General features: G+C 74.7%; 22 protein-coding genes. 13 read left to right on the forward strand and 9 right to left on the reverse strand.

All coding sequences use genetic code 11. The annotated features are described in order from the left end of the window. Positions 1 to 108: 108 nt before the first annotated feature. From ABD358_RS20515 to ABD358_RS20535, 5 genes are read right to left on the reverse strand one after another with little or no spacing between them, the layout of a single operon-like run. Positions 109 to 1545, reverse strand: a complete 1437-nt coding sequence (locus tag ABD358_RS20515; RefSeq protein ID WP_344632550.1) for a cytochrome P450 — start codon at positions 1543 to 1545, stop codon at positions 109 to 111. Then, positions 1542 to 2141 (reverse strand): GTP-binding protein, encoded by a 600-nt coding sequence (locus ABD358_RS20520; protein ID WP_344632551.1) that lies wholly within the window; start codon positions 2139 to 2141, stop codon positions 1542 to 1544. Before ABD358_RS20520 ends, ABD358_RS20515 begins: the two co-directional genes overlap by 4 nt. After that, the gene (locus ABD358_RS20525) at positions 2119 to 2481 is read right to left on the reverse strand and encodes a DUF742 domain-containing protein (protein ID WP_344632552.1); all 363 of its coding nucleotides are present in this window, start codon (positions 2479 to 2481) and stop codon (positions 2119 to 2121) included. Before ABD358_RS20525 ends, ABD358_RS20520 begins: the two co-directional genes overlap by 23 nt. Further along, positions 2478 to 2894, reverse strand: a complete 417-nt coding sequence (locus tag ABD358_RS20530) for a roadblock/LC7 domain-containing protein (protein WP_344632553.1) — start codon at positions 2892 to 2894, stop codon at positions 2478 to 2480. The genes ABD358_RS20525 and ABD358_RS20530 overlap by 4 nt, the downstream gene beginning before the upstream one ends. Then, positions 2891 to 4252 carry an ATP-binding protein gene (locus ABD358_RS20535; protein ID WP_344632554.1) on the reverse strand — a complete coding sequence of 454 codons (1362 nt, stop codon included), beginning with the start codon at positions 4250 to 4252 and terminating at the stop codon, positions 2891 to 2893. Before ABD358_RS20535 ends, ABD358_RS20530 begins: the two co-directional genes overlap by 4 nt. A 389-nt stretch (positions 4253 to 4641) precedes the next feature. Between ABD358_RS20535 and dapD the strand changes: the two genes are divergently transcribed. Both dapD and ABD358_RS20545 read left to right on the forward strand, forming a co-directional pair. After that, the gene (gene dapD / locus ABD358_RS20540; RefSeq protein WP_344632555.1) at positions 4642 to 5640 is read left to right on the forward strand and encodes a 2,3,4,5-tetrahydropyridine-2,6-dicarboxylate N-succinyltransferase; all 999 of its coding nucleotides are present in this window, start codon (positions 4642 to 4644) and stop codon (positions 5638 to 5640) included. Between the two features lie 66 nt (positions 5641 to 5706). Further along, the gene (locus ABD358_RS20545) at positions 5707 to 6579 is read left to right on the forward strand and encodes an EI24 domain-containing protein (RefSeq protein ID WP_344632556.1); all 873 of its coding nucleotides are present in this window, start codon (positions 5707 to 5709) and stop codon (positions 6577 to 6579) included. On the opposite strand, the gene dapA is transcribed toward ABD358_RS20545, so the two are convergent. Both dapA and ABD358_RS20555 read right to left on the reverse strand, forming a co-directional pair. Continuing rightward, a complete protein-coding gene (gene dapA / locus ABD358_RS20550; protein ID WP_344632557.1) occupies positions 6560 to 7450 on the reverse strand; it encodes a 4-hydroxy-tetrahydrodipicolinate synthase in 891 nt (296 codons plus the stop codon). The two genes, ABD358_RS20545 and dapA, sit on opposite strands and share 20 nt — an antisense overlap. Before the next feature lie 175 nt (positions 7451 to 7625). Next, complete coding sequence (locus ABD358_RS20555) at positions 7626 to 9446, reverse strand: endonuclease/exonuclease/phosphatase family protein (protein WP_344632558.1); 1821 nt, start codon at positions 9444 to 9446, stop codon at positions 7626 to 7628. 268 nt (positions 9447 to 9714) lie between these two features. On the opposite strand from ABD358_RS20555, the gene ABD358_RS20560 reads away from it, so the two are divergent. Continuing rightward, positions 9715 to 11145, forward strand: a complete 1431-nt coding sequence (locus tag ABD358_RS20560) for a hypothetical protein (protein ID WP_344632559.1) — start codon at positions 9715 to 9717, stop codon at positions 11143 to 11145. A gap of 94 nt (positions 11146 to 11239) precedes the next feature. Continuing rightward, a complete protein-coding gene (locus tag ABD358_RS20565) occupies positions 11240 to 12712 on the forward strand; it encodes an alkaline phosphatase PhoX (protein ID WP_344632560.1) in 1473 nt (490 codons plus the stop codon). A 101-nt stretch (positions 12713 to 12813) separates the two neighbouring features. On the opposite strand, the gene ABD358_RS20570 is transcribed toward ABD358_RS20565, so the two are convergent. Together ABD358_RS20570 and ABD358_RS20575 are read right to left on the reverse strand one after the other, a co-directional pair. Then, the gene (locus ABD358_RS20570) at positions 12814 to 13005 is read right to left on the reverse strand and encodes a hypothetical protein (protein WP_344632561.1); all 192 of its coding nucleotides are present in this window, start codon (positions 13003 to 13005) and stop codon (positions 12814 to 12816) included. A 244-nt stretch (positions 13006 to 13249) separates the two neighbouring features. Then, a complete protein-coding gene (locus ABD358_RS20575; RefSeq protein ID WP_344632648.1) occupies positions 13250 to 14437 on the reverse strand; it encodes a TerD family protein in 1188 nt (395 codons plus the stop codon). 365 nt (positions 14438 to 14802) lie between these two features. On the opposite strand from ABD358_RS20575, the gene ABD358_RS20580 reads away from it, so the two are divergent. The 9 genes from ABD358_RS20580 to ABD358_RS20620 all read left to right on the forward strand — a co-directional run bounded on the left by ABD358_RS20580 (position 14803) and on the right by ABD358_RS20620 (position 25259). Continuing rightward, positions 14803 to 16014 carry a hypothetical protein gene (locus ABD358_RS20580; protein WP_344632562.1) on the forward strand — a complete coding sequence of 404 codons (1212 nt, stop codon included), beginning with the start codon at positions 14803 to 14805 and terminating at the stop codon, positions 16012 to 16014. Between the two features lie 259 nt (positions 16015 to 16273). Then, positions 16274 to 16945 carry a GntR family transcriptional regulator gene (locus ABD358_RS20585; protein WP_344632563.1) on the forward strand — a complete coding sequence of 224 codons (672 nt, stop codon included), beginning with the start codon at positions 16274 to 16276 and terminating at the stop codon, positions 16943 to 16945. Then, the gene (locus tag ABD358_RS20590; RefSeq protein WP_344632564.1) at positions 16942 to 17850 is read left to right on the forward strand and encodes a dihydrodipicolinate synthase family protein; all 909 of its coding nucleotides are present in this window, start codon (positions 16942 to 16944) and stop codon (positions 17848 to 17850) included. The genes ABD358_RS20585 and ABD358_RS20590 overlap by 4 nt, the downstream gene beginning before the upstream one ends. Next, on the forward strand, positions 17835 to 19592 hold the full coding sequence (araD, locus tag ABD358_RS20595) for an L-arabinonate dehydratase (protein ID WP_344632565.1): 1758 nt from the start codon (positions 17835 to 17837) through the stop codon (positions 19590 to 19592). The genes ABD358_RS20590 and araD overlap by 16 nt, the downstream gene beginning before the upstream one ends. Positions 19593 to 19692: 100 nt before the next feature. Then, positions 19693 to 20649, forward strand: a complete 957-nt coding sequence (locus ABD358_RS20600) for a carbohydrate ABC transporter permease (protein WP_344632566.1) — start codon at positions 19693 to 19695, stop codon at positions 20647 to 20649. Then, positions 20646 to 21554, forward strand: a complete 909-nt coding sequence (locus ABD358_RS20605) for a carbohydrate ABC transporter permease (protein WP_344632567.1) — start codon at positions 20646 to 20648, stop codon at positions 21552 to 21554. The genes ABD358_RS20600 and ABD358_RS20605 overlap by 4 nt, the downstream gene beginning before the upstream one ends. Next, positions 21554 to 22789: a Gfo/Idh/MocA family protein gene (locus ABD358_RS20610; protein WP_344632568.1), complete on the forward strand. Its 1236-nt coding sequence runs from the start codon at positions 21554 to 21556 to the stop codon at positions 22787 to 22789. The genes ABD358_RS20605 and ABD358_RS20610 overlap by 1 nt, the downstream gene beginning before the upstream one ends. Then, positions 22786 to 23685 (forward strand): DUF6807 domain-containing protein, encoded by a 900-nt coding sequence (locus ABD358_RS20615; protein ID WP_344632569.1) that lies wholly within the window; start codon positions 22786 to 22788, stop codon positions 23683 to 23685. The genes ABD358_RS20610 and ABD358_RS20615 overlap by 4 nt, the downstream gene beginning before the upstream one ends. Next, positions 23682 to 25259, forward strand: coding sequence for a glycoside hydrolase family 43 protein (locus ABD358_RS20620; RefSeq protein WP_344632570.1), 1578 nt, complete (start codon positions 23682 to 23684; stop codon positions 25257 to 25259). Before ABD358_RS20615 ends, ABD358_RS20620 begins: the two co-directional genes overlap by 4 nt. The last annotated feature ends 70 nt before the right edge of the window (positions 25260 to 25329 follow it).

Consider the following 25329-nt stretch of genomic DNA (forward strand, 5'->3'; position numbering starts at 1 on the left):
GGCCCGGGGCCGCCGGCACACGCCGGCGGCCCCGGGCCGCGGTGTTGCCGCGGTGTCCCCCCGGCGGTGGCGCCCAGCCCGTGACGCCGCCGCCGGGGGCGTCCCGGGCTACCGCCCGTGCCACCACCTCGCCAGGGAGTCCCACCAGTGCCCCGGAGCGCCGTGCGCGGACCCGGCCCCGCCCGCGCCGGGCGCCGGCCCGGACGGCACGGAGGGGGCCGGCGGCGGGGCCTGCTCCGCGTCCCCTCCGCGGTCCGTGGAGGACCGCCGCGCGGGGACGACCGGCGGGAAGCGCACCGGCAGGGAGACCAGGCTCCGGTTGAAGGGGCCCTGCCGCCACCGCAGCTCATCCGCCCCGACGGCCAGCTCGATGTCGGGGACGCGGTCGAGGAGCTTCTCCACGGCGACCGTGGCGATCAGCCGGGCGGGGCTCTTCGCCGGGCAGGTGTGCGGGCCCACGCCCCAGGCCAGGTGGGCGCGGTTGCCGACGCGGCGGTCGCCGGCCAGGGCCGGATCGCCGTGCACGGCGATGAAGCTCATCAGCATGGGCTCGCCCGCGCGCACGAGGGTCCCGTCGAGCTCCTCGTCCCGGATCGGGTAGTGGATGGCGTAGTTGGCCATCGGCGGGTCGTTCCACAGCACCTCGTCGAGCGCGTCCTCGACCGGCATGCTGCCGCCCGCCAGGTCGCCGGCGAACCGGTCGTCGGACAGCAGCAGCCGCAGGGCGTTGCAGATCAGGTTCTGCTCGGCCTCGATGCCCGCGCCCAGCAGCAGCACCAGCTGGTGGATCATCTCCTCGTCGGTGAGCCCGTGGGGGTGGGCCATCATCCAGGACGTCACGTCCGGTCCCGGCCGCCTCCGCTTGAGCGCCACCAGTTCGGCGAGACCCTCGGCCAGCACGGCGTTGGCCCTCTCGGAGTCGGCGTCGGCGTCGAAGACCCCGGCCATGCCCCGGGCCAGCTTCCCCCCGATGTCCTCCGGGCAGCCGAAGAGCCGCTGGAAGACCAGCAGGGGCAGCACGGCGCCGTACTCGCCGAGCAGGTCGGCCCGCCCCTCGGGACCGATCCGGTCGATGAGGACGTCGGCGCCGCGCTCCACGTGCTCCCGCAGCGCGCCGGGGTCCACGCGGCCGAGGCTGTCGGCGATGACGGTGCGCAGGCGTTCGTGCTCCTCGCCGTCGGTCCACAGGGCGTTCGGCCGGTACATCATCATCGGCACGACCGGGCTGTCCGCCGGAACCGTCCCGTCGGCGAGCGCCTTCCAGCGGCGCGGGTCCTTGGAGAACCGGTCCGGGCTGCGCAGCACCTCCAGGGCGGTGTCGTACCCGATGACCGCCCAGGCGGCGACGCCGGGCGCTATCTCCACGGGGGCGACGGAGCCGTGGGCGCGCAGGCGCGTGAAGGTCGCCATGGGATCGGCGGCGAACTCCGGGCCGTACAGGCGCTCGACGCCGGGGGAGCCGGCGGGCCGGGCCGCGGACCCGCCGGCGTGCGCCGGGCAGCCCGGCGGCGGGACGGCGTCCGGCGCGGGACGGGACGTGGTCATCGCTGCTCCTGGAGGGTGAGGGTCTGGAGGTACTCGACGAGGGAGATCAGCGCCCTGGACGACGACGCGGCCTCCCGGGCGTCGCAGACGACCAGAGGCGTCTCCGGCAGCAGGTCGAGCGCCTCGCGGATCTCCGACTCGGGGAAGACCGGCGCGTCGTCGAACTGGTTGACGGCGACCGCGTACGGCATCCCGTGCTCCTCCAGCACGCCCATGATGTCGAAGGACTGGTCGAGCCGCCGGGTGTCCGCCAGCACCAGCGCGCCGAGGGCGCCGTGCATCATGTCCTTCCACAGCCGCATGAAGCGCTTCTGGCCGGGGGCGCCGAACAGGTACAGCACCAGCGAGTCGCTGAGCGTGAGGCGGCCGAAGTCCATGGCGACGGTGGTCGTGGTCTTGTCGGGGGCCCCGGCCAGGTCGTCGATCAGCTCGCCGGCCTGCGTCATGATCTCCTCGGTGCGCAGCGGCCGGATCTCGGAGAGCGTGCCGACGAACGTGGTCTTGCCGACGGCGAAGTGCCCCACGACCAGGATCTTGACCGCGGTGGTGACCGTGTCCGGGACGTGGACCCGGTCAGAAGCGGGAGCGGAGCCCATCGAGTACCTCCTGCAGGAGTCGGGCGTCGGGAAGTTGAGCCTTGGGGACGGGGGGCCGGACGGTGATGTGGCCGCTGTCGACGAGGTCGCTGATCAGCACCTTGGTGACGCTCGTGGCCAGGCCGAGGTGCCCCGAGACCTCGGCGACCGACAGCGCCCCTCCCCGGCACAGCTCCATGACGCGGCGCTTCTCCGGGCTCAGACCGTCCAGGGGGCGGCCGCCCGCCGCGGTCACCAGCGTCACGAGATCCAGCGTGTTGCGCGTCGGATGGGCACGGCCGTCCGTGACGACGTACGGCCGTACGAGTCCTCTGTCGCGCCGGGGACGCGGCGGGGTCATGCGGTACCGGACGCGGAGTCCTGCCGGGGCGGAGTGGTCAGCTCCTTGCCCAGCCGGTCGACCAGCTTGTGCATGCTGTAGGTGACCGCCTCCATGTCCACGTCCTGGCCGGCGGAGACCGCCAGGTAGGCGCCCGCGCCGGCGGCCACCAGGAAGACGTACCCGTCGACGAACTCCACGAGCGTCTGCTGCCACGGCGAGGACTCGTGCCCGCAGAACTCGGCGGTGCTGCGGCTGATCGACTGCAGACCGGACAGGGCCGCGGCCTGCCGCTCGGCCTCGTCGCGCCGGATGCCCTGGGAGTGGGCGCGGAGCATGCCGTCGGCGGAGAGCAGGATGGCGTGGCGGGCCGCCGGCACCTTGAGGACCTCGTCGAGCATCCATCCCAGCTCGTTGGTCATGTGGCCGTTCATTCCTGGGAGTTCCCTTCACTGTCCTGGGACGCGCCGCGGCCCGAGCGGGTGCCGCGGGCGAACGCGCTCATGCGCGAGGCGGTTTCGGTGGCCGGGCGGACCAGCGCGGGACCGGAGTCGGCCGGAGCCGCGCCGCCGCCGGACGCGGGGGGCAGGGACCGGCGCCTGCGGCGCTTGGGCAGTCCCCCGGCCGTGGCCTCCCGCGCCGCCGGCTCGGGGGAGGCCGCGGCGGCCGGACCGGGGAGGGCGGGGGCGTCCGGGGGGACCGGCCCGCCGGCGGCGTCCCCGCCGGGCCCGGCCGGGGCGGTCTCCGACACGGCCGGCGCCCCGTTCTCCCGGCCGGCGCCGGCCGGCCCGGCGGGCGGCTCCTGTTCGAGGAGCGCGTTGGGGAGGAAGAGGACGGCCCGCACACCGCCGTAGGGGGACTGGGAGTCGACGGAGACGGCGAAGCCGTACCGGGCGGCGAGGACGCCGATGACGGCGAAGCCGAACTGCGGCGGATCGCCGAGCCGGTTGATGTCGACGTCCTCGTGTCCGGACAGGCGCCGGGTGGCCTCCTCGATCTCGTGCGCGTCCATGCCGACGCCCGCGTCGTCGACGACGATGCAGGCGCCGTTGTGCGCGGGCCGGATGCCGACCTCGACGGTGGTGTTCGGCTGGGAGTGCCGCGCCGCGTTGTCCAGCAGTTCGGCGACCGCGAGGACCACCGGCTCCACGGCCCGGCTCACCACGGCCGTGTCCACCCGGGAGTGGACGCGGACGCGCCGGTAGTCCCGGATCCGCGACGTGGCCCCGCGCACGACGTCGAGCAGGGGCGAGGCGACCCGCTGCCGTCCGGGCCACGAACCGCAGAGCACGGCGATGGCCTGCGCCCTCCGGCCGAACTGCGCGTTGGCGTGGTCGATCTCCAGCAGGTCGCGGAGCACGTCGGGGTTGTCGTGCCGGTCCTGCATGTCCGAGATCGACAGCTGCTGCTCGTTGGCCAGGGCCTGGAGGGCGCGCACCGCGCCCTTCAGCGCGGTCTTCGCCGACCGGTCGGCGCGGGAACGCGCGGCCGCGGCGGCGCTGGTGAACATCTCGACGACCTTCTCCAGGTTCGCCCCGTACGCCGTCGCGGCGAGTTCCGCGTCGAGCGGCCCGGGCACGGACGCGACGCAGTGGGGCGCCTCGACCAGCGCGGCGAGCCGGACCTCGACGAGGTGCCGGACCTCTTCCTCACGAGCGCGCAGGGCGGCCTCGGAACTCGTCAGGCGACGGCGCAGGCGGGCGCCGATCCGGTTCTGGCGCACCAGCAGCACAGCCGCGGGAGCGGCTGTGGCGAGGCACCAGAACACCGCCTCCGGTATGTGTTGTGTCATCGGGTCCTCGGGCAGGGGGAGCAGGACGTCAGGCCTGCGAGGGAACGCGACAGGCGGAAGCGGCCGGGGCCGACGACCCGTCGGGGTCCGGTCGGCGGGCCGGGTACGGCGCTGGGGATGCCAGGGCCCACCCACGTCCGTCACGGGCGCTGGAATGCCTGATCATCCTAGGGATGGCCGATTGCTTCAAGCGTCCGGCCGCTTCCGATCCGGAATCGGAAGGTCACCCTCCGATGTCCTCCATCGCCTCTCCACCGCTCCTTCACAGTCGGCGGCGGCCGCCGTCCGGGTCCCACCCGCACCCGCCCGCCCCCTCCGGCCCGGTGCGCGGAACGTCCGGCCGGCGGACCGGTTCGCGCTCGCCGAACGCGCCCGGTTAGCGTTTGACCATGACCGATGCACCCGCACCCTCCCCCCGCAGGACCGGCGCCGTCGCCGCCGGGCTCGCCACCATCGCCTCCGACGGCGGAGCCGTCCTCGACACCTGGTTCCCCGCCCCCGAACTGGTCGAGGAGCCCGGCCCGGCCGGGACCGAGCGGCTGACCGCCGAGCGCGCCGCCGAGCTGCTGGGCGACGCCGCGCCGCAGGCGCTCGGCCCGGACCCGCTCCGCGGCGTCGAGGTCGTCGCCGTCCGCACGGTGATCTCCTCCCTGGAGGACAAGCCCCTGGACGCGCACGACGTCTACCTGCGGCTGCACCTGCTCAGCCACCGCCTGGTCAAGCCGCACGGCCAGAACCTCGACGGCGTCTTCGGCCTGCTCGCCAACGTGGCCTGGACGAACCTCGGGCCCGTCCCCGTCGACCGGATCGAGCGGACCCGCCTGGCCGCCCGCGCCGCCGGGAAGCAGCTCACGGTCACCAGCGTCGACAAGTTCCCGCGGATGACCGACTACGTCATCCCCAAGGGCGTGCGCATCGGCGACGCCGACCGCGTCCGGCTGGGCGCCCACCTCGCCTCGGGCACCACCGTGATGCACGAGGGCTTCGTCAACTTCAACGCCGGGACGCTGGGCACCTCCATGGTCGAGGGCCGGATCAGCGCGGGCGTCGTCGTCGACGACGGCTCCGACATCGGCGGCGGCGCCTCGATCATGGGCACCCTCTCCGGCGGCGGCAAGCAGACCATCTCCATCGGCAGGCGCTGCCTGCTCGGCGCCGAGGCGGGCCTGGGCATCTCGCTCGGCGACGACTGCATCGTGGAGGCGGGCCTGTACCTGACGGCCGGCACCCGGGTCACCCTGCCCGACGGCCAGGTCGTCAAGGCGCTGGAGCTGTCCGGCGCGAGCAACCTGCTCTTCCGCCGCAACTCCACCACCGGAGCCGTCGAGGCCATCCAGCGGTCCGGCTCCTGGGGCGGCCTCAACGAGGCGCTCCACAGCCACAACTGACCGCGCCTCCGCGGCCCCCGGGCCCGCCGCCCGCACCGGGCGGCGGGCCCGTTACCCTTTCCGGCCATGGGCGACCTCGCAAGCGGAATGCGGTACCTCGGGCAGGGCCAGCGGTGGGTCCTGCGCAACGGGCGGTGGTTCGGGTTCGGACTGCTGCCCGCGCTGATCACCCTCGTGCTGTACGGGGCCGCCCTGACCGCTCTGGGCTTCTGGGCCGACGACCTGGCGGCCTGGGCCACCCCGTTCGCCGACGACTGGGAGTCGCCCTGGCCCGGGCTGCTGCGCGGCACGTTCACCGCGCTGCTGTTCGCCGCGGGACTGCTGCTGGCGGTGCTGACCTTCACCGCCGTCGCCCTGCTGGTCGGCGAGCCCTTCTACGAGGCGCTGTCGGAGAAGGTCGAGGAGTCCGAGGGCGGCGGGCCCGGGGGGCCGGACCGCCCGCTGTGGCGGGACCTGTGGATCTCGCTGTGCGACAGCCTCCACGTCCTGCTCCGGATGGCCGTCTTCACCGTGCCGCTGTTCGTGCTCGGCTTCGTCCCCGTCGTCGGCCAGACCGTCGTCCCGGCGGCCGGCTTCGCCGTCTCCGGTTTCTTCCTCACCGCGGAGCTCACCTCGGTCGCCCTCCAGCGCCGGGACGTCCCCGTCCGGGAGCGGCTGCGGATGCTGCGCGAGCGCAAGGCCCTCGCGCTCGGCTTCGGGGTGCCGCTGGTGCTGGCCTTCCTGGTGCCGCTGGTCGCGGTCCTGCTGATGCCGGGCGCGGTGGCGGGCGCCACCCTCCTGGTGCGGGACCTGGCGGACGGCCGGGCGGACGGGGACGGCGGCGCCACCGGAGGGGCCGGGGAGGGCGGCGGGGACGCCGGGCCGCACCCGCACCGGCCGCACCCGCCGTACCCGCAGGGGACGGCGGAGGCGGCGCGGACTACCCCACGGCCTTCCTGAGGGCGTCGGCCAGCCGCAGGGTGAGCGCCTCGCCGGCCGGGAGCAGCGGCGGACGGGGCGGGCCGCCCGGCAGTCCCGCCGCCGCGAACAGCGCCTTGACGGCGACCGTGCCGGGCACGTCGGACATCATCGCGTCGATCAGCGGGATCAGCGCCCGGTGGCGCCGCGCGGCCCCGGCGTGGTCGCCGGCGTCGAAGGCGTCCAGCACGCCGCGCACGGCCGGACCGGCCACGTTGGCGACCGTGCTGACGCAGCCGCGGGCGCCGATCGCGCGCAGCGGCAGGTTCAGCTCGTCGCAGCCGGAGTAGTACGCCAGCCCCGTGGCGGCCAGCACCTTCGCCGTCTTCAGCAGGTCGTACGCGCAGTCCTTGACGGCCAGGATCCGGGGGTGCTCCGCCAGCCGCTCCAGCGTCCCGGCGGTCAGCGCGGTGCCCTCGCCGGTGCGGGCGGGGATGTCGTAGAGCATCACCGGCAGGTCGGTGGCGTCGGCGACGGTGGCCAGGTGGCGGGCGACGGCCTCCTGGCCGGGGCGGGAGTAGTACGGCGTGACGACCAGCAGCCCGTGGGCGCCCGCCCGCGCCGCGGCCCGGGCCAGTTCCACCGAGTGCCGGGTGTCGCCGGTGCCGACGCCCGCGACGATCCGGGCCCGCCCGCCGACCTCCTCGGCCACGGCCCGCACCAGCGCGGTCTTCTCCTCGTCGGAGGTGGTCGGGGACTCGCCGGTGGTGCCGTTCAGCACCAGCGCGTCGCAGCCGCCGCGGTCCACCAGGTGGGCGGCGAGCCGCCGGGCGCCGGGGAGGTCCAGCTCCCCCTCGGAGGTGAACGGGGTGATCATGGCGGCGGCGACGCGGCCGAAGGGGGAGTCGGTCATGGGGGCGAGTCTGGCCCAGGCGGCGGCGGCCGGTCCAACCGGTTCCGCCGGCGGAACCGGCCGGCCCGGCCGCACGGTCCGGCGGGACGGCCGTCCGGCCGGCCGCGCCCGTGACCGCCGCGGCGCGCCCGCCGTGCCGCCCGCCCTCACCGGGGCGGGCGGCACGGCCGGGGTGTCAGGGGCGGAAGCGGATCACCTGGGGGTCGTGGTCGCTGGCCTGGTCGGCGAACTCCGCGTTGACGTGGACGATGTCGTAGTCGAAGCGGCGGATGCCGGGGGAGACCAGGGTCTGGTCCAGCACCTGGGAGTTGCCGTCGAAGACGTAGGTGTAGCGCTCGGACTCCGGCAGCGACAGCACCGCGCTGCGCAGCGCGCCGCCCGCGGTCAGCGCGCGGGCCGTGGCGGAGAACTCGAAGTCGTTGATGTCGCCCAGCACCACGACGTCGGCCTTCCGGTCGACCGCCAGCACCTGCCGCACGAAGCGGTTGACCACCGTCGCCTGCCGGATCCGCTGGACCTCGGAGGAGCGGTTCGGCGGCTGGACGGCCGCGTGGAGGGACTGGTCGCCGCCCTTGGAGGCGAAGTGGTTGGCGATCACCACGACCGTCCTGCCGCGGAAGCGGAACTCGCCGGCCAGCGGCTTGCGGCTGTCCTCCCACGCGGTGTCGTTCGGCGCGACACGGGCGGGGGAGTGGGTCAGCACGGCCCGGCCGCGCTCGCGCTTCACGCCCACCGCGGTGGTCGCGTCCGCGCCGGGCCGGTCCACGAAGGAGACCCGCTCGGGGTTGAAGAGGAAGACGTTGCGGATGTTGCCGCCGGGCTGGCCGCCGTCGGAGTCGTCGGCCGGGTCGACCGAGCGCCAGTCGTAGCGCGGACCGCCCGCGGCCACGATGGCCTCGGTGAACCGCTTCACGGTCTCGCCGGCGGACACCACCTCGTCGTTCAGGGGGCCGTTGTCGTCCTGGATCTCCTCCAGGGCGAGGATGTCGGGGGAGGCGAGGTTCTCCACCACGCCGCGCGCCAGCCGGTCGAACTTCTCCTGGTCGTTGCCCGGGTGGAGGTTCTCCACGTTGTAGGTGGCCACGGCCAGTTCGCCCCGGCGCTGGGCGCGGGTGCGCTCCCGCTCCAGGCCGCCGTCGGCCACGGTGCCCAGCTCGCGGGCGGCCACCAGGTAGCCGCCGTACTGGTCGTAGTCCAGCGGTCCGGTGGTGGCGCCGGTGAGGACGTCCCCGGTGTTCGCGGTGGGGAAGGGCTGCTGGGCCAGCGGGACCAGCGACTCGACCTTGACGCGGCCGGGGTTCTGCTCGTCGTAGCCGCCGTAGACCGTGCCGCCGCGCCGCGTGGGGTTGTCCCCGGGCCTGACGGTCACCCACAGTTCGGCGTGCTCGGTGCTGGGGCCGACCACGCGGGCGTCGCGGACCTGGACGTCCATGCCCTCCAGCGACTCGTACAGGTCCAGCGCGTAGGCGTCCGGGCGCAGTTCGAGCCCCTCGATGCCGCCGCCCGCGGCCGGGTCGCCCTGGGGGGCGTACGCGGCGGGGACGGAACGGGAGTCCAGGACGACCGGGTCGGGCAGGGCGTTGCCGGAGGAGACCACGGTGACCTGGGGCCGGGTTATCTGCGTGACCGTCTGGTTGCCGGAGGACTCGCCGCCCTGGCGGTACTCGTCGACCGTGCCCGACACCCTCACCAGGTCGCCGACGGACACCTTCGGGGCCGAGCCGGTGTAGACGAAGAGGCCCTCGCTGGTGGCCGGGTCGGCGTCGGGCGCGGTGTCCTGGATCCAGAAGCCGCGCGATCCGTAGGCGCGGACGGCGGTGACGACGCCGGACACCTCCGACACCCGCTCGCCGTCGAGGGGCGAGACGCGGGTGCTGCCCTGGATGTCGTGGACGCGGACGGCGCCGTCGTCCGCCGCCGCGGCGGGGACGGCCAGCAGGGTCGAGGTCAGGGCTGCGACGGTGAGCGCGGCGGTACGGGCCGGGGATCTGCTCAAGGGGGGCCTCCGGGGGCGGTGCGGTGGTGCTGGACGGGGAGACGGGAGGGAACGGAAGGGGGCCGTTCCGGCCGTAACCGGTGACAGGGGCCGCACAATTCGCACTGTGCGATTTCTACGCGCGTAACGTGCCGTCCCTGACGGGAGCTTGTCAAGCGGCTCCGGTGTACGCGGAGGGAAGGCCCGGTGAACCGTACGGAGGAGGCGGAAGCGGTCTACGCTGGGGCAGCGTCCTGCCCTTACGCCCCCACCGAGGAGCGCCCCTCAGATGACCGGTGCCGACCGCCCCACCGTGCCCCCCGTACGGCTGCCCGCCGACGCCGAACTGGCGCGGGACGCCCTCGCCTCGCCGCTGCTGTCGCGCGCGGCCCGGCTCGCGCGCTGGGCGGGGGAGGGAACCCCGGTCGGAGCGGGGGGCGGGCTCCCCGCCGAGCGGCTGGCGGAGGCCGCCGCCGTCCTCGGCCTCGGCGCGGACGGGAGCGGCCCGGCGCACGCCGCGCGGGCGTGGGAGACGGCCGTCGGCACCGGCCTGGTGGACGTCACCGGGGACGGCGCCGGAGCCGGCGAGGCCTTCGCGGGCGAGGCGCTGGCCCTGCTCACCCGGGGCGGCCCGGCCGACGTGCTGGAGGTCTGGCGCGGCGGCCTGGAGCGGATCCTCTCCGGCGCCGCCGACCGCGGCGCGCCCGGCGGCAGCCCGGAGGAGGCGCGCTTCCTCGACAGGGCCCTCGGCAGCCTCTACCTCATGACCGCGGGCGACCCCGCCGTGGGGGCCGGGGCGATGGTGCCGCTGCCGGTGCTCGCCGCCTCGATGGTCGTCCCCGAGGGCATGGAGCACCCCACCGACGCCGTCCTGGAGGAGGTCTCGGTGGCGATGGTCACGCTGGACGAGCGGTTCCGGGCGCTGGAGCAGACCGGGATGGTCGCCTACCGGCCCGTGGACACGGCCCTGATCGGGGAGCCGGCCGACGGCGCCGGCGCGCCCGGCACCGCCTCCGGGGAGCCGCCCGCCGCCGGCGCCCCCGGTGAGGAGGAGGTGGCCCGCTACGGCATGGTGCGGCTCACCCCGCTGGGCCTGTACGCCGTACGGCGGCGGATGCTGGACGAGGGCGTCGCGGCCCCCCTCGTGGGCGACCTCGCCGGGGCCGGCGCCGAGGCGCTGCTGGCCGCCCTGCCCGGCCACGGCGAGGAGGCCGCCAGGGCCGAGGTCGAACTGTGGCTCGCCCGGCGCACCCCCCTGGAGGCCGCCCGCGAACTCCTCGCCGCCGCGCGGGGGGACGACGAGGGCGCGCCGCGCCGCCGGCTGGCCTGCCAGCAGGCCCTGTCGCTGCTCGGCGCGGAGGCCGAGCCCGCCCTGCGGGAGGTCCTCGGCGACGGCCACCTGGGCGGGCTGGCCCGGGTCTGGCTCTCCGAGCGCGGCTTCGGGGACGTCCCGGCGCCTTCCGAGGAGATGGTGTTCTGGCTCACCGTGGACACCCTGGCCGCGCAGCTCGCGGCGGAGGGCGGCGGGGACGGGTCGGCGGAGCTGCGGGACCTGGTGCGCGGCCTGGTCGACCAGCACAGCGGCTTCTTCGACAAGGCCTGGCGCGTCGACCACCCGGCGACCGGCGAGGTGCTGGAGGCGATGAGCCGCGTGCACCCGGACCGGCAGGCCGCCAGGGACGCGCGGAAGGCGGCGTACAGGGCGCGGTCGCGCGGCTGAGCGGACCGGTTCGGGCGGCGTTCAACTCGCGTTCGCCGGCAGGCGGGATCGTGGACGGCATCGAGCCGATCCGACGGGAAGACCGGGAGAGACGATGCCGACCAGCAGCGCAGTCAGCCCACGGAACCCCACCAGGAGGTCCGTCGTCGCCGGCGCCGGAATCGCCCTGACGGGCAGCGCGGGCATCCTCGCCGGGGCGTCGGGCGCGTTCGGCACCCAGGACCGCGAGGACGGCGGGGAGGACCGCGGGAGGGGAGGGGAGGCGCGCGGCGGCTCCCCGGGGTACGGCCCGCTGCTGCCCGACCCGGCCGGGGTGCTCGCCCTGCCCGCCGGCTTCTCCTACCGCGTCCTGACCCGCTGCGGCGTCACCCGGCTGGAGAGCGGCGAACACACCCCCGCCAAGCACGACGGCACCGCCGCCTTCGCCGGACCCCGGGGCAGGACGCTGCTGGTCAACAACCACGAGCTGAAGGGGCCCCGGAGCGCCTGGGAGCACCCCGTGCCGCTCGCCGAAGGCCTGGTCTACGACCCGGCCGCCTCGGGCGGCTGCACGGTGGTGGAGGTCTCCGCGGAGGGGGAGAGGCTCGCCGAGTGGGTGGGCATCGCCGGCACCTCCACCAACTGCGCGGGCGGGGTGACCCCCTGGGGCACCTGGCTGACCTGCGAGGAGAACTCCGACCGGGCCGGTGAGAACGGCATGACCCGCGACCACGGCTACGTCTTCGAGGTGGACCCCCGCGACCGGCGGGCCAACCTCGACCCCAGGCCCGTCAAGGCGCTGGGGCGCTTCGACCACGAGGCCGTCGTGGTGGACCCCCGGCGCGGCCACATGTACCTGACGGAGGACGACTCCGACCCCAACGGCCTGCTGTTCCGCTGGACGCCGCCCAAGGGCTTCCGGCACGGGCGCGGGCGGCTGCGCACGCTCGCCGACGACGCCGGGACCCTCCAGGCGTTCCGCTGCTTCGACTCCGGCGGGCGGTTCGTCGACGACCTCTCCCGCGCGGTGCGGCCCGGCACGGTCTACGGCGTGGACTGGGTGGACGTCCCCGACCGCGACGCGCGGGAGGTGCCCGTCCGCAGGCAGTTCACGGGGAGCGAGGTCACCCGCGCCCGCAAGCTGGAGGGCATGTGGTGGGCCGACGGCGGCGCGTACGTGGTCGCCTCCTACGCCCGCGACGCGGACAGCCCCGGCCAGCCGCACGACGGCCAGGTGTGGTTCTACGACCCCGGCCGCCGCACCCTGACCCTCAAGCTGCGCTTCGGGGTCAACCGGGATCCGCTGGCCCCCGGCGGGCTCGACGGCCCCGACAACATCACGGTCTCGCCGCACGGCGGGGTGATCATCGCCGAGGACGGCGAGGGCCTCCAGCACCTGATGGGGGCCGACGACCGCGGCCGGGCCTATCCGATCGCGCGCAACGAGGTGAACATCGGCACCGGGGAGGAGCCGGAGTACGGCGAGTTCACCGGGGTCTGCTTCTCGGCCGACGGCCGGACGCTGTTCGCCTGCATCCAGGACCCGGGCATCCTGCTCGCCGTCACCGGGCCCTGGCGGCACCACTGAGGGACCGTCACCGCCGGCGGCGCCGGAAACGGCGGACATGCGGCGGGGAGACGGCGAGCGGCCCGCGGGAGGCATCCCGCGGGCCGCTCGTCACGCGTGCGTCACGCCGCGGTGATCATCCCGTCCTGCCGGGCCTCCCGCCACAGGACCCGCAGCCTGTCCAGCTCCGCCAGCTCCTGCCGCGTCCACGGACGGTCTCCGTGGGCGCGCACGAAGGCGCGGAGCGCCTCGTTCGCCTGGGCGGGGGTCTGGCGCAGGGGCCGGGCGGTTCCTTGTTCGGGGCTGGTGGACATGGCACCAGGGTAGGCGCTGGGTATGACAATGGCAGGTCACTTTCCGTGCCCCTCTGCCGTGTGGTTTAAACCTGAAATTCTCCACAAGGCGTCGATATTGTGTCTGACCTGCGAACACGCGCGCGGAGGCGTGGAGTGAGGGGCGCGGTTCCCGTACGCGGGTGCGATGGATATCACTCCGTCAGGAGACGGTGACGCGCCGTCGGCGCCCCGGCGCGGACCGCCGGGCGGCCCTCCGCGCCCCCTACAGAGCCGCCCCTCCCGGCTTGACCATGCCGCGGACGGTGCGGGAGTCGACGTAGTCGCCCAGCGCCGTCATCTCCCACTCGCCCGAGAACTGACGGACCAGCTTGCACATCAGCACGCCCGTGCGCGGCTCGGACGAGGTCAGGTCGAAGCGGACCAGCTCCTCGCCGGTGGCGGCGTCCATCAGCCGGCAGTAGGCCTTGGCGACCTCGGTGAACTTCTGCCCGGAGAAGGAGTTCACCGTGAAGACCAGCCCCGTCACCTGGGGAGGGAGGCCGCCCAGGTGGACGGTGATGGTCTCGTCGTCGCCCGAGCCCTCGCCGGTGAGGTTGTCGCCGGAGTGCTGGATCGTCCCGTTCAGGATGGAGAGCCTGCCGAAGTAGCAGTTGTCGATCTTCTTCCGGTTGGGGTCGTACGCGATGACCGAGGCGTCGAGGTCGACGTTCCTGCCGCGGAAGGCGGGCTCCCAGCCCAGGCCCATCCGCACCGAGGACAGCAGCGGCTTGCCGCCCTTGACCAGGGAGACGGTCTCGTGCTTGCGCAGGCTCACCCGGCCCTTGTCCAGGTTGATCCTGCCGCCCGGGGAGGCGGCGGCCGGCGTGGGCGCGGCGGGAGGGGCGGCGACGGGCGGGGCGGCCGGCGCCGCCGGTGCCGGGGCGGCGGGGACGGGCTCGGGGGCGGGGGCGGCGGGCGCTGCGGGCTCCTCCACCGTCACCCCGAAGTCCGTGGCGATCCCGGCCAGCCCGTCGGCGTACCCCTGTCCGACCGCCCGCACCTTCCACGCGTCACCCCGGCGGTAGATCTCCACGACCACCAGCGCCGTCTCCGGCCCCAGCCGGGGCGGGGTGAAGGTGGCCACCACCGCGCCGCTCGCGGCGTCCCGGACGGTGGCGGTGGGCTCGGTGCCGGCGAAGGTCGCCCCCGGGGCGTCGAGGCTGGCGGTCACCACGACCTTCTCGATGCCGGCGGGCACCGCCGCGGTGTCCACGGTGATGGTGTCGGCGCCGCCCGCGCTGCTGTGGGTCACGCCGGGGCCGGCGGGCTGGTTGTAGAAGACGAAGTCGTCGTCGGAGCGCACCTTGCCGTCGGGGCCCAGGAGCAGGCCCGACACGTCGAGCCGCACCGGGGCGGTGACGTCCACGGCCACGCGCGCCACGGGGAGGGGGAGGTTGGAACCGGGGGTCATCGCAGTCATGGTCCGAATAACGGACGACGCCGCTTTGCGGTTCCATTACCTTCCCGGCGTGCCGCCGGGCCGCGCCCGTCCCGGCGGGCGGGGAGGCGCGGCCCGGGCGCCGCGTTCCCGGTGGTGAACGACCGCCGGACGCCGGAGCGAGCCGGGCGGCCCGTCCGGATCCGTTCGCGCAGGCCGCGGCGCGTCCTCTCCGGCCGGCAGGCGTCCTGAACCTCCTTCGGCGTTCAATTTCATGAACACCGGACGCCATCGTGAACCGGAAGCTAGGTGACCGCGAGGTCTGCCCGCCGCCCGGGCACCTGATCTACGCTTCGCCCGTCCCGCATCCCGCATCCCCTACGACCGAGGAGCTGCCCATGCGTGCCTCCGCCTTCCTCTACCCCTGGGACGTCGTCGGCGACCCGGACGCCGCCCGCCGGATCGCCGACCTCGGCGTCGAGCAGGTCACCCTCGCCTCCGCCTACCACTCCACCCGGGCGCTCACCCCGCGCCATCCGCGCCACCGGATCGTCACCGCGCGGCACTCCGCGGTGTACCACCCGGTGGACCCGGCCCGCTGGGAGGGCAGGGAGCTGCGCCCGTACGCGCAGGACTGGGTGGAGGGCGACGACCCGTTCGGGGAGGCCGCCGCCGCGCTCGCCGACGCCGGGCTGGAGGTGCACTCCTGGGTGATCCTCGCCCACAACAGCCGGCTCGGCGCCGACCATCCGCGCACGTCCGTGCGGAACGCCTACGGCGACCGCTACCCCTGGGCGCCCTGCATCGCCCAGGAGGAGGTGCGCGCCTACGCCGCCGCGCTGGCCGCCGAGTCCGCGGTGCGGCCGGGGGCGCGCGGCACGGAACTGGAGTCCTGCGGCTGGTACGGCCTGGCGCACCTCCACGCCCACGACAAGACCGGCGGAGTATCCCTCGGCGGCGCGGGCCAGTACCTGATGTCGCTGTGCTTCTGCCCGGCCTGCGAGACGGGCTACGCCTCGCTCGGCGCCGACCCCGGGCGCCTGCGGCGCGCCGTCACCGACGCCCTGGCGGCCCTGTGGGCCGGCGGGCGCGCGGACGCCGCCGGAGGGCGGGAAGAGGAGTGGGAGGCGGTGAACGGGCTGCTGGGGGCCGAGTGGGCGAAGGTGGCGGCGGCCTGGCGCAACCAGGTAGCTAGCGCTTTCCGAAGCGAGGTCGTCGAGGCCGTCCGCAAGGAGGCCCAGGCGCAAGGGAAGGAGGGATTCCGGGTGTTGCTGCACGCCGACCCGGCACCCCACCGCTGCGGCGCCAACGCCGGGGTGGACCCCGCCGGGGCGCTCGAGCAGGCCGACGGGGTGGTGCTGCCGTGCACCGGGGACGACGCCGAGCGCTCCGCGGTGCTCGCCCCCTTCCTCGCGCACCGGACCCCCTCCACCGTCCTGGCCGCCAACCTGACGGTGGTGGCGGGGATGGGCGGACGCCCCGAGCGGCTGGCCGAGGACGCCGCGCACGCCCGTGAGGCGGGCGCCGGCGAACTGCGCCTCTACCACGCCGGGCTGGCCTCCCCGGCGGACCTGGACGCGGTCCGCGAGGCCCTCTCCCGGCTCGGCTGACCCGCTCCCGCCCGCCCGGCCCTCTTCCGCCCGGGCCGGCCCGCACGGCCCCGCCCGGTGCGCGCCGACTGTCGCCGCACACCGCGTCGCCCTCGGTAAGCGCTTTCAAATCGGCCCCCGAAAGTTCTGTCAGAACCGTTGACGGAGCACGGGGGCCGACCTACTTTCTTCCCACCGCACGTCGTACGTCATACGTCATATACGAGACGCCGTATATGACGCGGTGCCGTGTGCCAGAGCCGACCTGAGAGCCGACCGCATGAGAGCCCCCCTGACCGGTGTCGCACCGGTGCCCGTCCCCTCCAGGACGCAGTACGTCATGGAGCATCTGACCCACGCCATCCTCACCGGACAGCTCACGCCGGGGCAGCCCCTGGTGGAGACCGAGCTGGCCGCGCGGTTCGGCGTGTCCAAGACCCCGGTCCGCGAGGCGCTGAAGACCCTCGCGGGCCGCGGGCTGGTCGTGATGAGCGAGTACAAGGGCGCCACCGTGCGCACCGTGGACGCCGCCATGGCCCGATCGGTCTACGACGTGCGGCTGCTGCTGGAGCCGGAGGCGCTGCGCCGCACCGTCGCCGGGAAGGCGGACCTGGCCGGCGCCCGGGCCGCGCTGGAGCGGGCCGACGCCGCCGCCGACCGCGCCGACCGGTCGCTGGCCAACCGGGACTTCCACCGCGCCCTCTACCTGCCCTGCGGCAACCCGCTGCTGGCGCGGATGCTCGACGACCTGCGCGACCAGGCGGCACTGGTCTCCACCGTCGCCTGGGAGGCCGTGCCCTCCTGGGAGCGCGAGGCGGCCGAGCACCGGGAGATCCTCGCCCGCGCCCTGGACGGCGACGCCGACGGCGCGGCCCGGCTGCTCCACGACCACATCGAGGGATTCGTCCTCCGGGCCTTCCCGGCCCAGGAGAACCAGGAAGGTCAGGCATGACGGACTTCACCCCCCAGCGGGCCGCTCTCGCCGACGTCGTGGCCATTCCGGTCACGCCGTTCGACGAGCAGGGCCGCCTGGACGCGGACACCTACCGGGCCCTGGTCCGCCGGCTGCTGGACGCGGGCATCCGCGCCGTCACCCCCAACGGCAACACCAGCGAGTTCTACTCCCTCACCCCCGAGGAGCGGCGGCTGGAGGTCGAGCTGACGGTCGCCGAGGCCGCCGGGGAGGCCGAGGTCGTCGTGGGCGTCGGCCACGACCCGGCCACCGCGGTCGCCGCCGCCGAGCAGGCCCGCGACGCCGGGGCGCGGATGGTGATGGTCCACCAGCCCGTCAACCCCTACGTCTCGCAGGCCGGCTGGGTGGACTACCACCGCGCGATCGCCGAGGCGGTGCCCGAGCTGGGCGTCGTGCCGTACCTGCGCAACCCCCTCATCGAGGGCGCCTCCCTCGCCCGGCTCGGCGAGGAGTGCCCCAACGTCATCGGCGTCAAGTACGCCGTCCCGGACGCCGCGCGCTTCGCCGCCTTCGCCCGCGACGCCGGACTGGACCGCTTCGTGTGGGTGGCCGGCCTGGCCGAGCTGTACGCCCCCGCCTACTTCGCCTGCGGCGCCACCGGCTTCACCTCCGGCCTGGTCAACGTCGCCCCGGGCGTGTCCACCGAGATGCTCCGGGCGCTGCGCGAGGGGGACTACGCCGCCGCCATGAAGGTGTGGGAGCAGATCCGCGCCTTCGAGGACCTGCGGGCCGAGAACCAGTCGGCCAACAACGTCTCCGTCGTCAAGGAGGCCCTGGCCGCCCTGGGCCTGTGCCGCCGCGACGTCCGCCCGCCCAGCAGGACGCTGCCCGAGGAGCAGCGCGAGCGGATCGCCGGGATCGTCCGCGAATGGGGGCTGATGTGACGGCCGACCGCACCCCCCGCACCCGCCGCGCCCCCGAGGAGCTGCGCAGCCACCAGTGGTACGGCACCGACGGGCTGCGCTCCTTCAGCCACCGCGCCCGCACCCGCCAGCTCGGCTACCTCCCCGAGGAGCACCTGGGCAAGCCCGTCATCGCGATCCTCAACACCTGGTCCGACATCAACCCCTGCCACCAGCACCTGCGCGAGCGCGCCGAGGCGGTCAAGCGCGGGGTGTGGCAGGCCGGCGGCTTCCCGCTGGAGTTCCCGGTCTCCACCCTCTCGGAGACCTTCCAGAAGCCCACCCCCATGCTCTACCGCAACCTGCTGGCCATGGAGACCGAGGAGCTGCTGCGCTCCTACCCGGTGGACGGCGCGGTGCTGATGGGCGGCTGCGACAAGACCACCCCCGCCCTGCTGATGGGCGCGGCCAGCGTCGACCTGCCCACCGTCTTCGTCCCCGCCGGGCCCATGCTCCGCGGCCACTGGCGCGGCGAGACCCTGGGCTCGGGCACGGACATGTGGAAGTACTGGGACGACAAGCGCGCCGGCCTCATCGGCGACTGCGAGATGGCCGAACTGGAGTGCGGCCTGGCCCGCTCGCCCGGCCACTGCATGACCATGGGCACCGCCTCCACCATGACCGGCGCCGCCGAGGTCCTGGGCGTGACCATGCCCGGCGCGTCCTCCATCCCCGCCGTCGACTCCGGGCACTCCCGGATGGCCGCCGCCGCGGGACGCCGGATCGTGGAGATGGTGTGGTCCGACCACAGGCTCTCCGCCGTCCTCACCCGCGAGGCGTACGAGGACGCCGTGGCCGCCGTCTGCGCGCTGGGCGGCTCCACCAACGCCGTCATCCACCTGATCGCCATGGCCGGACGCTCCGGCATCGGCCTCACCCTCGACGACTTCGACCGCATCGCCCGCACCACACCGGTGCTGGCCAACCTCCGGCCCGGCGGGAAGTACCTGATGGAGGACTTCCACTACGCGGGCGGGATGCCCGGATTCCTCTCCAGGCTGCGGGACTTCCTCCACCTGGACCGCCCGACCGTCGCCCACGACACCCTGCGCGAGCAGATCGGCGGCGCGCTCGTCCACGACGACGACGTCATCCGCACCGTGGACAACGCCCTGGCGGAGGAGGGCGGCATCGCCGTCCTGCGCGGCAACCTCGCCCCGAACGGCGCCGTCATCAAGCACATCGCCGCCGAGCAGCACCTGCTCAAGCACACCGGCCCCGCGGTGGTCTTCGACGACTACCGCACCATGCAGGCCACCATCAACGACCCCGCGCTGGGCATCACCGCCGACCACGTGCTGGTGCTGCGCGGCTCCGGCCCGCTGGGCGGACCCGGCATGCCGGAGTACGGGATGCTGCCCATCCCCGACCACCTGCTCAAGCAGGGCGTGCGCGACATGGTCCGCCTCTCCGACGCCCGGATGAGCGGAACCAGCTACGGCGCCTGCGTCCTCCACATCGCGCCCGAGTCGCACGTGGGCGGCCCGCTCGCCCTGGTGCGGACCGGCGACCTGATCACCCTGGACGTGGCCGAGCGCACCCTGCGCCTGGAGGTCGACGACGCGGAGCTGGAACGCCGCCGCGCCGAGTGGCAGCCCCCGCCGGCGCGCTACGGACGCGGCTACGGGGCGCTCTACGAGGAGCACATCACCCAGGCCGACACCGGCTGCGACTTCGCCTTCCTCGCCCGGCCCGGCGAGGTCCCCGAACCCTACGCGGGCTGACCGCGCCCGCACCGTCGCACCGAGCGACCCGCCCCACGACCCTCACCGACATCTCGAACGACGTTCGACAGTCATTCGACGACAGAACGGAGCCCCGGCAATGGCCCTCACCGCCGTGCCGAAGAAGCGCGTCCTGCCAGGGAAACCAGCCAAGCCAGGCAAGCCGGGCAAGGCTGGGAAGACAGGGAAACGCGGCCTGCCGTACCTGCTGATCGCACCGGCCGGCCTGCTGATGCTGGGTTTCATCGCCTACCCGATGCTCAGCGTCGTCTACTACAGCCTCCAGCACTACAACGTCACCAAACCCTGGCGGAACGGCTACGCGGGTCTGGAGAACTTCCGGGAGATCTTCTTCGAGGACCCGCTGTTCTGGCAGACCCTCGCCTTCAGCGCCAAGTGGGTCGTCGCCGAGGTCGGCCTCCAGCTCCTCTTCGGCCTGGCGCTGGCGCTGATCGTCAACCAGACCTTCATCGGCCGCGGCATCGCCCGGGCCCTGGTCTTCTCGCCCTGGGCCGTGTCCGGCGTGCTGACCACCACCATCTGGATCCTGCTCTACAACCCCTCCACCGGCCTGAGCCGCTACCTGGCCGACGTCGGCATCGGCGAGTACGGCACCTCGGTGCTCTCCGACACCGGCACCGTCTTCTGGGCGGCCGTCCTGGCCGAACTGTGGCGCGGCGTCCCCTTCTTCGCGATCCTGATCCTCGCCGACCTGCAGTCCGTCTCCAAGGACCTGTACGAGGCGGCCTCCGTGGACGGCGCCAGCCGGTTCCGGCAGTTCTGGCACATCACCCTGCCGCACCTGAAGGACGCGATCATCCTCTCCACGCTGCTGCGCGCGGTGTGGGAGTTCAACAACGTCGACCTGCTCTACACCCTCACCGGCGGCGGGCCGGCGGGCGTGACCACCACGCTCCCGCTCTACGTCGCCAACACCGGGATCGAGGGCCACGACTTCGGCTACGCCTCCGCGCTGACCACCGTGGCCTTCGTGATCCTCCTGTTCTGCTCGATCCTCTACCTGCGCCTGAGCAAGTTCGGAGGCGACGACAAGTGACCGCCGCACTCGCAGAGAAGGGCACCCACGTGCCCGCCCCGGCCGACGGCGAGACCCCGCCTCCGGCCGGGGGAAGGCAGCGCCGGCGGCGGCCGGCCGACCAGCCGCCGCGCTGGCAGATCTACCTCCCCCTGGGGCTCTACCTGCTGTTCACGCTCATCCCCTTCTACTGGATGGTGCTGTTCGCGCTGCGCCCCGCCGGCTCGACCTCGCTGGTGCCCTGGCCGGTCACCTTCGAGCACTTCGAGAAGGTCTGGAGCGAGCGGAGCTTCGGCACCTACTTCCTCAACAGCACCTACGTCGGCATCGCCTCGATGGTGATGACCACGGTGGTCGCCCTGGCCGGCGGGTACGCCCTGGCGCGCTTCCGGTTCCGCCTGAAGAACGCCTTCATGCTGGCGCTGCTGTGCTCGCAGTTCATCCCCGGCGCGCTGATGCTCGTCCCGCTGTTCGAGACCTTCCGCAACCTCCAGCTCATCAACTCCCTGTGGAGCGTGATCATCGCGGAGACGGTCTTCCAGCTCCCGCTGTCGATGATCCTCATCAGCGGCTTCATCAAGAACGTCCCCGAATCGCTGGAGGAGGCCGCCTGGGTGGACGGCTGCTCCCGGCTGCGGGCCTTCCTGGCCATCGTGCTGCCGATGCTGCGGCCCGGACTGATCGCGGTGGGCTCCTTCGCCTTCGTGCACAGCTGGAACCACTTCCTGTTCGCCCTGATGTTCCTCTCCTCCCAGGACAAGCAGACCATCCCGGTGGGCCTCAACACCCTCATCGGCGCGGACAGCGTGGACCTCGGCGCGCTCGCCGCGGGCGGCGTGGTCGCCGCCGTGCCCGTGGTGATCATCTTCGCCTTCATCCAGAAGTGGCTGATCACCGGCTTCAGCGCGGGGGCGGTGAAGGGCTGATGGCACCCTCCGCGTCCCCCGTCCGCACCCCGGTGCCGGTCGTCCTCGCCGGCGCCCGCGGCCACGGCCGCTGGCACCTGGGGAACATCCGCCGCCTCGCCGCGAAGGGCCTGGTCGAGCCGGTGGGGATCTGCGAGCTGAACCCCCTCACCGGGGAGGAGCTGGACGGCCTCGGCGACGTCGAGCAGTCCGCCGACTTCGCCGCCCTGCTGGAGCGCACCGGCGCGCGCGCCGCCGTGATCTGCACCCCGATCCACACCCACGCCGACCTGGCGCTGACCGCCGCCGAACAGGGCGTGCACGTGCTGCTGGAGAAGCCGCCCGCGCCCTCGTACGCCGAGTTCCGGCGGATGACGGAGGGCCTGCGGGCCGCCGGGGTCGCCTGCCAGGTCGGCTTCCAGTCCCTGGGCTCCCACGCCGTCACCGCCATCCGCGACCTGGTCGCCGACGGCGCGATCGGCCGGGTGCGGGGCATCGGCGCGGCCGGGGCGTGGTCCCGCGACCTGGCCTACTGGGCCCGCGCCCCCTGGGCCGGGCGGCGCAGGCTGGACGGGCGGGACGTGGTGGACGGCGTCCTCACCAACCCCCTCGCCCACGCCGTGGCCACCGCCCTGCGCATCGACGGCGGCGACCGCGCCGAGGACGTCGCCGGCATCGAGCTGGAGCTGTACCGCGCCAACGACATCGAGGCCGACGACACCTCCTGCGTCCGCATCCGCACCGCGCACGGCGGCGGGACGGGCGAGATCACCGCGGCCGTGACGCTGTGCGCCGAGCGGCCCGGCGAGCCCTACGTCGTCGTCCACGGCACCGAGGGCCGCATCACCCTGTGGTACAAGCAGGACCGCGTCCGGCTGGAGCGCCGCGGCCGGGAGCCCGAGACCACCGAGCACGCCCGCACCGACCTGCTGGCCAACCTCGTCGCCCACCTCGCCGACGGCGAGGAGCTGCTGGTGCCGCCCGAGCGCACCGGCGCCTTCATGCGGCTGGTGGAGGCCGTCCGCACCGCCCCCGAGCCGCGGCCGCTGCCCGCCGGCGCCTGGCGCACCGAGCCCGGCGCCGGCGGCGGCTCCGAGCGGCGGATCGTCACCGGCGTCGACGACCTGGTCGCCGCGGGGGCCGAGGAGCTGGCCCTGTACTCCGAGCTGACCGGCCCCGGCGGCCCGCGCGCCCCCTGGGCGGCGCCCGCGGGGGAGCCCGCCGGGGCGTCCGCGGGGAAGGGGGCCGGAGCATGACCGAACCGCGCACCGGAACCGCCCCGGGGACCACCCCCGACGCCGCCTCCGACACCGTGGTGCTGCGCTGCGGCGGACGGACCGTGGCCCGCTACGAGCACCGGCCGGACCTGGCCGGGCGGGAGTCCCCCCGCCCCTTCCTGCACCCCGTCCGCACCCTGGGCGGCACGGTCGTCACCGAGCTGCGGCCCGCCGACCACGTGCACCACCTCGGGGTGAGCATGGCCGTCCCCGACGTCTCCGGCGCCAACTTCTGGGGCGGACGCACCTTCGTCCGCGGCCGGGGCCCGACCGAGCTGGACAACCACGGGAGCCAGCGCCACCTGGCGTGGCTGCGGCGCGGCGAGGACGGCTTCACCGAGGAACTCGCCTGGGAGCGCGACGGCGGGCGGCTGCTGACCGAGCGCCGCACCGTCGCCGTCCGGGCCCTGGACGGCGCCTGCTGGGCGCTGGACTTCACCACCGAGCTCACCAACGCCTGCGGCGAGGCGCTGTCCTTCGGCAGCCCGGCCACCAACGGCCGCCCCGGAGCCGGCTACGGAGGCTTCTTCTGGCGCCCGCCGATCGGCCCCCGCCCCCCGGAGGTGTTCACCGCCGGCGCCCGGGGCGAGGAGGCGGTGCACGGCTCGCCGGCGCCCTGGCTGGCGATGGCCGCCGACACCTGGACGCTGGTCTTCGCCGGGGCGGACGCCGCCACCCGCCACGACCCGTGGTTCGTGCGCGCCGCCGAGTACCCGGGAGTGGGCTCCGCCCTGGCCTGGGACCGCAGGCTGCCGCTCCCGCCCGGCGGGACGGTCGTCCGGCGCGTGGTCACCGCGGTCGCCGACGGGCGGCTGGACCGCGAGGCCGCCGCCCGGATCGCCGCCCGCCTCACCGGAGAGGAGGCGGCCCCGTGACCGCCCCGCCCGGGACCTCCGCCGCCCCCGCCGGCGCGCCGGTGTACCGCAACCCGGTCCTCAACGCCGACTGGTCCGACCCCGACGCCGTCGCCGTCGGCGACGACTACTACATGACCGCGTCCAGCTTCGGCCGCGTCCCCGGACTGCCGATCCTCCACTCCCGCGACCTGGTGAACTGGCGGATCGTCGGCCACGCCCTGCAGCGGCTGGAGCCCGAGCACGCGTTCGCCTCGCCCCGCCACGACTGCGGGGTGTGGGCGCCGTCGATCAGGCACCACGCGGGCCGCTTCTGGATCTTCTGGGGCGACCCCGACCACGGCATCTACCAGGTCAACGCCGAGGACGTCCGGGGCCCGTGGAGCGGACCGCACCTGCTGAAGGCCGGCCGGGGACTGATCGACCCCTGCCCGCTGTGGGACGACGACGGCCGCGCCTACCTGGTGCACGCCTGGGCCAAGTCCCGCTCGGGCGTCAAGAACCGGCTGACCGGCCACCGGATGAGCCCGGACGGACGCGAACTCCTCGACGAGGGCCGCACGGTCGTGGACGGCGACGCGCTGCCCGGCTGGTTCACCCTGGAGGGCCCCAAGCTCTACAAGCACGACGGCTGGTACTGGATCTTCGCCCCGGCCGGGGGAGTGGAGACCGGCTGGCAGGGCGCCTTCCGGTCACGGGACGTCTTCGGCCCCTACGAGGAGCGCATCGTGCTCTCCCAGGGCCGCACGGACGTCAACGGACCCCACCAGGGCGCCTGGGTGCGGGCCGCCGACGGCAGCGACTGGTTCCTCCACTTCCAGCACCGCGGCCCGTACGGGCGGGTGGTGCACCTCCAGCCGATGCGCTGGACCGACGGAAGCCGGGGGGAGGAGGCGGGCTGGCCGGTGATCGGCGACGACGGCGAGCCCGTCGCCGCCCACACCGGACCCGTCCCCGCGGAGCAGACCACCACCCCCGCCCGCGACGACGACTTCCCCGGCGGGCGCTTCGGCCGCCAGTGGGCCTGGACCGCCAACCCGCCCCGGGCCTGCGGCACGGGCAACCCCAGCCCGGGCTGGACGGTCGACCACTCCGGCGACGGGCTGCGGCTGGTCTGCCGCCGCACCGCCGACGCCCACGACCTGCGCCGGCTGCCCAACGTCCTGGTCCAGCGGATGCCCGGCGACCCCTGCACGGTCGAGGTCGGGCTGCGGCTGGACAGCGACGAGCCCGGCGCCAGGGCCGGACTCGCCGTCCTCGGCGACGCGTTCTCCTGGATCGGACTGGAGAGGGACGACTCCGGGATCCGCCTGGTGCACCGCTTCGCCGAGTCCACCGCCGAGCACGAGAGGGACGCCGCGCACTCCCGGCCCGCACCCGGCGGCCGCGTGCGCCTGCGCGTCGAGATCCTCCCCGGCGCGCGCTGCCACTTCTCCGCCCGCACCGGGGAGGACCCCGGCTTCGTCCCCTCCGGCCCGCCCTTCGCCGCCGCCCCCTGGCGCTGGGTCGGCGCCCAGCTCGGCCTGTTCGCCGCCGCCCCCCAGGGCGGCGGCCCGGCCGGAACCGCGGCCTTCACCGCGTTCCGCGTCACCTGACCCCCGGTCCCGCCCCGGGACCGGCCGACCGCACGGACACACCCCAGGCACCCACGCAACCGCACGACCG

This window comes from Streptomyces glaucosporus, assembly GCF_039533345.1.
In the GTDB taxonomy this organism is placed as follows: Bacteria; Actinomycetota; Actinomycetes; order Streptomycetales; family Streptomycetaceae; genus Streptomyces; species Streptomyces glaucosporus.

Excerpts from the sequence above, each read along its gene's own strand:
- ABD358_RS20570 (WP_344632561.1), bottom strand. The coding sequence starts at position 13,005 with ATGTCCACCAGCCCCGAACAAGGAACCGCCCGGCCCCTGCGCCAGACC.
- dapD (WP_344632555.1), top strand. The coding sequence starts at position 4,642 with ATGACCGATGCACCCGCACCCTCCCCCCGCAGGACCGGCGCCGTCGCC.
- araD (WP_344632565.1), top strand. The coding sequence starts at position 17,835 with ATGGGGGCTGATGTGACGGCCGACCGCACCCCCCGCACCCGCCGCGCC.
- ABD358_RS20545 (WP_344632556.1), top strand. The coding sequence starts at position 5,707 with ATGGGCGACCTCGCAAGCGGAATGCGGTACCTCGGGCAGGGCCAGCGG.
- ABD358_RS20600 (WP_344632566.1), top strand. The coding sequence starts at position 19,693 with ATGGCCCTCACCGCCGTGCCGAAGAAGCGCGTCCTGCCAGGGAAACCA.
- ABD358_RS20535 (WP_344632554.1), bottom strand. The coding sequence starts at position 4,252 with ATGACACAACACATACCGGAGGCGGTGTTCTGGTGCCTCGCCACAGCC.
- ABD358_RS20530 (WP_344632553.1), bottom strand. The coding sequence starts at position 2,894 with ATGAACGGCCACATGACCAACGAGCTGGGATGGATGCTCGACGAGGTC.
- ABD358_RS20615 (WP_344632569.1), top strand. The coding sequence starts at position 22,786 with ATGACCGAACCGCGCACCGGAACCGCCCCGGGGACCACCCCCGACGCC.
- ABD358_RS20580 (WP_344632562.1), top strand. The coding sequence starts at position 14,803 with ATGCGTGCCTCCGCCTTCCTCTACCCCTGGGACGTCGTCGGCGACCCG.
- ABD358_RS20575 (WP_344632648.1), bottom strand. The coding sequence starts at position 14,437 with ATGACCCCCGGTTCCAACCTCCCCCTCCCCGTGGCGCGCGTGGCCGTG.
- ABD358_RS20610 (WP_344632568.1), top strand. The coding sequence starts at position 21,554 with ATGGCACCCTCCGCGTCCCCCGTCCGCACCCCGGTGCCGGTCGTCCTC.
- ABD358_RS20585 (WP_344632563.1), top strand. The coding sequence starts at position 16,274 with ATGAGAGCCCCCCTGACCGGTGTCGCACCGGTGCCCGTCCCCTCCAGG.
- ABD358_RS20560 (WP_344632559.1), top strand. The coding sequence starts at position 9,715 with ATGACCGGTGCCGACCGCCCCACCGTGCCCCCCGTACGGCTGCCCGCC.
- ABD358_RS20590 (WP_344632564.1), top strand. The coding sequence starts at position 16,942 with ATGACGGACTTCACCCCCCAGCGGGCCGCTCTCGCCGACGTCGTGGCC.
- dapA (WP_344632557.1), bottom strand. The coding sequence starts at position 7,450 with ATGACCGACTCCCCCTTCGGCCGCGTCGCCGCCGCCATGATCACCCCG.
- ABD358_RS20565 (WP_344632560.1), top strand. The coding sequence starts at position 11,240 with ATGCCGACCAGCAGCGCAGTCAGCCCACGGAACCCCACCAGGAGGTCC.
- ABD358_RS20515 (WP_344632550.1), bottom strand. The coding sequence starts at position 1,545 with ATGACCACGTCCCGTCCCGCGCCGGACGCCGTCCCGCCGCCGGGCTGC.
- ABD358_RS20525 (WP_344632552.1), bottom strand. The coding sequence starts at position 2,481 with ATGACCCCGCCGCGTCCCCGGCGCGACAGAGGACTCGTACGGCCGTAC.
- ABD358_RS20520 (WP_344632551.1), bottom strand. The coding sequence starts at position 2,141 with ATGGGCTCCGCTCCCGCTTCTGACCGGGTCCACGTCCCGGACACGGTC.